This is a genomic window from Sulfuricurvum sp. (assembly GCF_023250475.1).
GTDB lineage: Bacteria > Campylobacterota > Campylobacteria > Campylobacterales > Sulfurimonadaceae > Sulfuricurvum.
On the sequence record NZ_JAHFAQ010000120.1, the window covers coordinates 1 to 6,832 of the forward strand.

At 48.9% G+C, this 6,832-nt stretch carries 6 protein-coding genes and 2 pseudogenes; 2 read left to right on the plus strand and 6 right to left on the minus strand.

The window, feature by feature from the left end:
* The 6 genes and pseudogenes from Q0C19_RS10090 to glmU form a co-directional block, all read right to left on the minus strand.
* A pseudogene (locus Q0C19_RS10090) lies at window positions 1-247 on the minus strand (tRNA pseudouridine synthase A); the annotation flags it as partial.
* Entirely contained in the window at window positions 244-1,266 is a 1,023-nt protein-coding gene (locus Q0C19_RS10095) for an LptF/LptG family permease (RefSeq protein WP_295055634.1), read from the minus strand. The pseudogene Q0C19_RS10090 and the gene Q0C19_RS10095, both read right to left, overlap by 4 nt.
* Window positions 1,259-2,008 carry an A24 family peptidase gene (locus tag Q0C19_RS10100; protein ID WP_295055635.1) on the minus strand — a complete coding sequence of 250 codons (750 nt, stop codon included), beginning with the start codon at window positions 2,006-2,008 and terminating at the stop codon, window positions 1,259-1,261. Before Q0C19_RS10100 ends, Q0C19_RS10095 begins: the two co-directional genes overlap by 8 nt.
* The gene (uppS, locus tag Q0C19_RS10105; protein ID WP_295055637.1) at window positions 2,008-2,685 is read right to left on the minus strand and encodes a polyprenyl diphosphate synthase; all 678 of its coding nucleotides are present in this window, start codon (window positions 2,683-2,685) and stop codon (window positions 2,008-2,010) included. Before uppS ends, Q0C19_RS10100 begins: the two co-directional genes overlap by 1 nt.
* Window positions 2,682-3,950 carry a bifunctional phosphopantothenoylcysteine decarboxylase/phosphopantothenate--cysteine ligase CoaBC gene (coaBC, locus tag Q0C19_RS10110; protein WP_295055639.1) on the minus strand — a complete coding sequence of 423 codons (1,269 nt, stop codon included), beginning with the start codon at window positions 3,948-3,950 and terminating at the stop codon, window positions 2,682-2,684. Before coaBC ends, uppS begins: the two co-directional genes overlap by 4 nt.
* Window positions 3,950-5,254: a bifunctional UDP-N-acetylglucosamine diphosphorylase/glucosamine-1-phosphate N-acetyltransferase GlmU gene (gene glmU, locus Q0C19_RS10115; RefSeq protein ID WP_295055641.1), complete on the minus strand. Its 1,305-nt coding sequence runs from the start codon at window positions 5,252-5,254 to the stop codon at window positions 3,950-3,952. Before glmU ends, coaBC begins: the two co-directional genes overlap by 1 nt.
* A 142-nt stretch (window positions 5,255-5,396) precedes the next feature.
* Between glmU and fliP the strand changes: the two genes are divergently transcribed.
* A complete protein-coding gene (gene fliP / locus Q0C19_RS10120) occupies window positions 5,397-6,104 on the plus strand; it encodes a flagellar type III secretion system pore protein FliP (protein WP_295055643.1) in 708 nt (235 codons plus the stop codon).
* A 20-nt stretch (window positions 6,105-6,124) separates the two neighbouring features.
* Window positions 6,125-6,832: pseudogene (locus tag Q0C19_RS10125) on the plus strand (tRNA (uridine(54)-C5)-methyltransferase TrmA); the annotation flags it as partial.

Here is a 6,832-nt window from a genome sequence, read left to right on the forward strand (position 1 = left end):
GGAGGTTGAGCATCTCTTTGAGGCGTTGCAAATCGCTCCAAAAGAGGGGAAGGTCGATGTGCATCACCTGATGGGTGGCGTGAACGCCTCTGTCGGTGCGGCCTGAACCTTTGGGTGCAGAGTTGATTTTGAGCCGTTTGAGGGCGATGATGAGGGTTCCGATAACGGTTTCATGGGTGGTGGGTTGTTGTTGGGAACCCATGAACGCTGAGCCGTTGTAGCTCATCGTGATTTTGGCACGGTTCAAAAACGGCTCCCCACCAGGCGCTTATAAAAACTGTAGGTGACGATCAGCCACACAAGGGTAACAACCCAAATCGTATGGAATCCGAGCCATTGCTGTGTGATAATGGCGGCTGCATAAAAGACGATTATGGAGAGGAACAGCCATAGATAAATCCACCGTTTTTGATGACGTGCGTGGACGATTCCGAGTGCGATAACCAAAAAGACGGAGAGGAGCGGAAAGAGAGAGAGCAAGGTATTGGTAATAAAGCGCTGATCTTTTCGCTCCCGCAGTTCGTTGTTGGTCCAGTAATCGAGCGTATTGCGGTAGATCATCGGATCGGTAGTGAGTTTATCGTTGATGTAGCCGGTTTTGAATTGCATGGTCCGCAGAAGATCATTGTTGTAGCTGTAGCTCTCTCCGTTATCCAAGCGCAGCTGCAATACCCCTTTTTTGTTGATTAGTTCCGCTTTTTCGGCTTTGATAAGGATTTCTTCGTGCATCGCTTTGTTAAAGAGGACGACATCCCCGAAAACGCGCGATTGGATATCGCTTTTGTTGATAAAAAGCATCCAGTCTCCGAAATGGTGGCCAAATTCCGAAGCGGTCAGATTGAATTTGGCTTCGGCCCTTTTTTTCTCCAAAAAGTTGGCGGAGATGATTTTGATGTAGGGGGTCACGACGACAAAATTGACAAACAGCAAAATACTTAGCAACAGAGCCGGAACGGCTAAAACACGGGCAATAAAGAGTGGGGAAATTCCCAATGAGAAGACGACGACCATCTCATTGTCGTTTGAGAGACGATAGAGCGCCAACGCGCCTCCGACAACGAACGCGATGGGGAGTGTATAAAAAAGGAGTTCAGGAACGACGAAAAGGTAGAGTTTCCCCATCTCTACGAGAGAGAGCTGAATCACCGCCGTATAGGTGGCGAGTTTGATCATAAAAATGACCGAGGCAATCGCGAAAAGCGGGAGAAAAATCGAAAAAAACAGGATTGAGAGATTCGACAGAATGTAACGGCGCAATTTATCCATAGATTCCCACCCAAAAAGCATTAACGTAGGAGTCGAACATCAAAACAAGCCAACATCCTATCGCTAAAAAAGGGATAAAGGGGAGCTCTTTGGACTCGTCGCTCTCATCTTTGGTCAACAGCAATGCCGGCAGAGCCAGCACCGCACCCAAAAAGATCGCGACAAGACCAAGTTTGACTCCGAGCAATGCCCCGATTGTCGCGGCGATCATAATATCCGCTTCCCCCATAGCCTCTTTTTTGATGATGTAGGAGATGTAAAAGCGCAACAGTGAAAATCCTCCGGCAAACAACAGCGCGTTGGTAACGTTGTATCCGAACTGTTCAAACGAAGTGACGCTAAAGACGGCGATGGTAAGGGCACCGAGGTTGAGGCTGTCGGGAACCATCTTATAGCGATAATCGATCGCGGAGAGGGCAAGGAGGAGATCAAAGGTTACGGCAATTCCGAGCGCTTGGAAGGTAAGGCCGAATTTGATCACGCTAAAGAGAAAAATAAGGGCGCTGAGAAGTTCGATGATCGGATACTGTACCGAAATTTTTTCACCGCAAAACGCACATTTCCCCCGTAGAAAGAGCCATGAGAGGAGGGGAATGTTATGCCAAAACCGCAGCGGCGTATTGCAGCTCATGCAGTGTGATGCGGGGAATGAGACGCTCTCATCACGCGGGATACGGAGTATCACGACATTCAAAAAAGAGCCGATTGTCGCCCCCAAAATAAATATAAAGGCTAATTCCATCAGTTCAATCCTCCGAAGCGTCTCTCGACCGTTCTAAATTTTTTAATAATTGATTCCAGCTCGTCGGTACTAAACTCAGGCCAAAGGGTTTTGGTAAAAAACAGCTCCGCATAGGCCGCTTGCCATAAGAGAAAGTTCGAGAGACGGTGATCTCCCCCCGTACGGATCAGCAAATCGACATCATGGGGACAATCGAGGGCATCGGTGAGCGACTCGACACTCAGCACACCTTCTGCCCGAAGTGAGTTGGCGGCACGGACGATCTCGTCACGCCCTCCATAGTTCAGTGCCAGACATTGTACCAGTCCGTTGCAATGTGCAGTTGCTTTTTGAACATCGTCGATGACGCCGCGAAGCGATTTGGAAAAAATACTCAGATCGCCGATCGGCTCAAAGCGGATATTCCCCTCCAGATAGGTAGAACGTTCACTTTTGAGGTAGCGTTCGAGCAGTTTCATCAAAAATTCGACTTCGATCTTCGGCCGTTTCCAATTTTCGGTGCTGAAAGCATACAGCGTGAGACGTTCGATATCACTGTGCTTTGCACAGTAAGTGGTGATGGCACGTACGCACTCCGCCCCTTTTTCATGACCGAAAGTGCGGTTTTTTCCCTGAGATTCTGCCCAGCGGCCGTTTCCGTCCATGATGATCGCAATATGGCTGGGGCGGTTGCTCATAAACATGCTGCTTGATCTAAGAGGTGAAGGGAGAGGGTGAGTTTGTCACATTTCGGAAGCGAGAGCGATCCGTTGGCGGTGATAAAATCGATTTGGTTCGAGTCGCTTCCGAACGGGTTATTCTCATCGATAATATTCAGACACACCGCATCCGCCCCTTTGTGCTCCAAAAGTTTTTTTGCATTATCCGTTGCGGTGCTGCTGTCTGTTTCTGCTTTGAAAGCTACCGTTTTGATCCCCTCTTTATTGGACGCAGTGAGCAAATCGATGTTTTGTTTCATCTCGATATTCCATGACTCTCCGAGCATCGCTTTTTTGAGTTTTCCGTTTTGAGGATGAGTCGGGAGATAATCGCTTACCGCTGCGGCCATAAATAAATAGGGAACTTTTTGAATCAGTGCTATCGGAGCGTCATGGATGAGCGACGCTTTTGAGAGTTTCCCTTTTTTGGCGATACGGATGGAATCTTCAAGGTATTCCCCCATCTCTTCGGAACCTTCAACATCGATGGTGTGGATAGCGGTCGGAAGATTGTTTTCAAAACGGGTGGCAATCAGGTTGACGTCGGCTCCCCGTAAAAAGAGAGCCGTAGCGAGTGCCGAGGCCATTTTTCCGCTGGAACGGTTGCTGATGGTTCGGACATCGTCGAGTTTCTCGATAGTCCCTCCGCCTGTGACGATGACGCGGCGATCTTCCCAAAAATCATTTTTTAGTAATGCCCGGGCGCTGTGCCAAAATACCTCCAGCGGTTCGGCCATAGCTCCCTCTCCGACGACTTGACAGGCCAGCTCTTTGGTTTGGGTGGCGATGATTTCATAGTTAGCAATCGCGAGCATCTTCAAAGAAGCCTGGATCATCGGGTTTTGGATCATGTTGGTATTGGCCGATGGGGCGAGGAGCTTTAGTCCCGGATAGGCGAGGGCGCATTGGGTCAGCATAGTGTCGGCGATGCCGTTGGCAAGTTTGGCAATCGTATTGGCGGTGACAGGGGCGATAACAAAGAGATCCGCCCATTGCGATGTTTTGATATGGTTGAAATCATCCGCCCATGATTCGTTGGTGTCATCCAGTACACGGTTGCGGCTGAGAGCCTCAAAACTCAGAGGCTGAACAAATTTTTTGGCTGAGGGGGTCATAACGACACGCACTTCGGCTCCCGATTTGATGTAAAGACGGAGGAGTTCGAGCGATTTGTATGCCGCAATCGACCCCGTAACTCCGAGGAGGATTTTTTTACCCGCTAAAAGATTTGTCGGGATTTGCATTATTTCCCTTTGCCGAAAAATTTGGAGAAAAATCCGCTTATTTTACGGATCGGGGTACGGCTGATGATCAAAATATCACTCTCGTATTTCCCTGCCGTTACGGTGGTTCCGGCGGCAATCATCACATTATCGGAAATTTCCACGGGGGCGACAAGCTGAGTATCGCTTCCGACAAAGACGTTTTTGCCGATGAGGGTTTGGTATTTTTTCACTCCGTCGTAGTTGCAGGTGATCGTTCCCGCTCCGATGTTGCTCCCCTCACCGATGACGGCATCGCCGAGATAGCTCAGATGACCCGCTTTGACCCCCGTAAGGGTCGATTTCTTCACTTCGACGAAGTTTCCGATATGGGTCCCATCCAATACGCTCAGCGGACGCAGATGCGCTAAGGGTCCTACGTCCGAATGACGGACAATACTCTCTTCGATAACGCTGTGGGCTTTAATGTGGGAATTGACGATAAGACTCTCTCCGCACAGCCGCACACCGTTTTCAACGATACACTCTCCCTCGAACTTTACCCCTTCTTCGAGATAGATGGTTTCGGGAAGCTGCATAATTACCCCCGCATCCATCCACGATTTTCGGAGACGATCCATCATGATGATTTCGGCTTGGGCAAGATCATTTTTTGAATTGACCCCCTTGAATTCCACCTCTTCGACATACAATGGTGCAATCTTCAATCCGTCGTTGCGTCCCATTTCGATAACGTCGGTGAGGTAGTATTCCCCTTGGGCATTGGCATTGGAAAGACGAGGGATATAGGTTTGCAAGACGTGGTGCTTGAAGGCATAAACCCCCGCGTTAACGGTATTGATCGCTTTTTCGCTCTCTGAGGCGTCTTTCTCTTCGACGATGCGTTGCACCTGGTCGTTTTCAATAACGACGCGTCCGTAGCCTGATGGGTTATCTAGCGGGATAACCGACATGACGATATCGGCAGGATTGGTAAGAAATTTTTCGATCGAAGAACGCTCTATCAGCGGCATATCGCCGTTGAGGACGAGGACATCATCGTATTTAGGGTGAACTCCCATCATGGCACCCCCCGTTCCCGGGAAGTTTTCGGCATCTTGGGTGATAAAGGTGAGTCCGATAAAGTGTTTTTCCATCGCAGCAATGACGGCATCTTTTTGGTGGGCGACGACCACGATAACGTCATCGGTGATCTCCCGCGCTGCCTTGATACTGTAGTAAAGCATCTCACGACCGCAGATTTCATGGAGTACTTTCGCTGTGGGCGATTTCATCCGACTCCCTTTTCCGGCAGCTAAAATGACGATTGAGAGTGAGTTTACCATATACAGGCTCCTGCGATTAATTCCTGCAATTTTATCAGAATTTAATGAAGATACACCCTTAGGTTGTGGTATTATCGCCTCATTAAAAACAATTTTTTTATTCGCGGAGTTTTGTTTGGGTCGTTTAGCTTTTTTTCTCTTTATGATCCCGCTGATGCTTTGGGGTGCCGATCCGCAGATTCCGGCAATGAACTTCAACCTCACTGCCCCCGAAACTCCGGCGGAAGTGGTCAGCTCATTAAATGTATTGCTGGTCCTTACCGTCCTCTTCCTGGCACCGAGTCTGGTACTCGTGATGACCACCTTCACCCGCTTTGTCATCGTGTTCGGATTTTTGCGTCAGGCTTTGGGGACACAGCAGGTTCCCCCGACTCAGCTTCTCGTTATGCTTGCCCTTATTTTGACCGTATTCGTTATGGAACCGGTGGCGACCAAAGCGTATGACGAGGGGATCAAACCCTACAGCGAAGAGCGAATTAGTTACGATGAGGCGTTTGAAAAAACGACCGCCCCGTTTAAAAGTTTTATGGTGCGCAATACCCGTGAAAAAGATTTGGCCCTCTTTTTGCGTATTCGCCACATGCAAAATCCCCAATCGATCAAAGAAGTGCCCCTCACGATCGTGATTCCCGCATTTATGATCAGCGAGCTTAAAACGGCGTTTGAGATCGGATTTTTGCTCTTTTTGCCGTTTCTGGTTATTGACATGGTCGTTGCCTCTATCTTAATGTCGATGGGGATGATGATGCTCCCTCCCGTTATGATCTCGATGCCGTTTAAAATACTGGTGTTCGTCATGGTAGACGGGTGGAACCTGCTAATCGGAAATCTGATTGCCAGCGTCAAATAGTTTCGTCATGAAGGGTTATTGTGGAGTGTAGTTATTTCGGAATTTGCGGAAGCTGCCGCGATTATGAGAACGGTTATGAAGGACAGCTAAGTCATAAAGTTTCAGCGGTTCAAGAGATGTTTGAATCTTTATATTCGGGTGAAATCACCGTTTCTCCCTCTCCATCAGCACAGTACCGCTCCCGTGCCGAATTTAAAATTTATCATGATGACATCGGAATCTCCTATGCGATGAGCCGGCTTGATCGGCAGGGGGCATTGAAAATCAGCCGATGCGGAATCGTCTCCCCTTTCATCGCGACGGTGATGGAGCGTCTGCTTGCCGAAATTACGAGCTTAGAGATGGGACACAAACTTTTTGGTGTTGACTTTTTAACGTCGGGCGAGGGGGAGGTTGCCGTGAGTATGCTCTACCACCGTCCGCTGGATGAAGAGTGGAAACACAAAGCGCTTGAATTGGAAAAACGGCTCGGTATCTATATTATCGGACGTAGCCGCAAACAAAAACTGATCCTTACCCAAGATTACGTCACCGAAAAACTCCGCATCAATGGTCGCGAATACCGTTACATCCATATCGAAAACAGTTTTACCCAGCCTAACCCAAGCGTCAATGAGCAGATGATCGAATGGTCATTGGGGCAACTTGAGGGGATCGGCGGCGATTTATTGGAGCTCTACTGCGGCGCGGGGAACTTTACGATTCCGTTTGCGTCGAAGTTTGATCGG

What these genes read in the sequence shown, in the direction of transcription:
- Q0C19_RS10095 (WP_295055634.1), bottom strand. Translation starts at nt 1,266, where the DNA reads ATGGATAAATTGCGCCGTTACATTCTGTCGAATCTCTCAATCCTGTTT.
- uppS (WP_295055637.1), bottom strand. Translation starts at nt 2,685, where the DNA reads ATGAGCAACCGCCCCAGCCATATTGCGATCATCATGGACGGAAACGGC.
- glmU (WP_295055641.1), bottom strand. Translation starts at nt 5,254, where the DNA reads ATGGTAAACTCACTCTCAATCGTCATTTTAGCTGCCGGAAAAGGGAGT.
- Q0C19_RS10100 (WP_295055635.1), bottom strand. Translation starts at nt 2,008, where the DNA reads ATGGAATTAGCCTTTATATTTATTTTGGGGGCGACAATCGGCTCTTTT.
- coaBC (WP_295055639.1), bottom strand. Translation starts at nt 3,950, where the DNA reads ATGCAAATCCCGACAAATCTTTTAGCGGGTAAAAAAATCCTCCTCGGA.
- fliP (WP_295055643.1), top strand. Translation starts at nt 5,397, where the DNA reads ATGATCCCGCTGATGCTTTGGGGTGCCGATCCGCAGATTCCGGCAATG.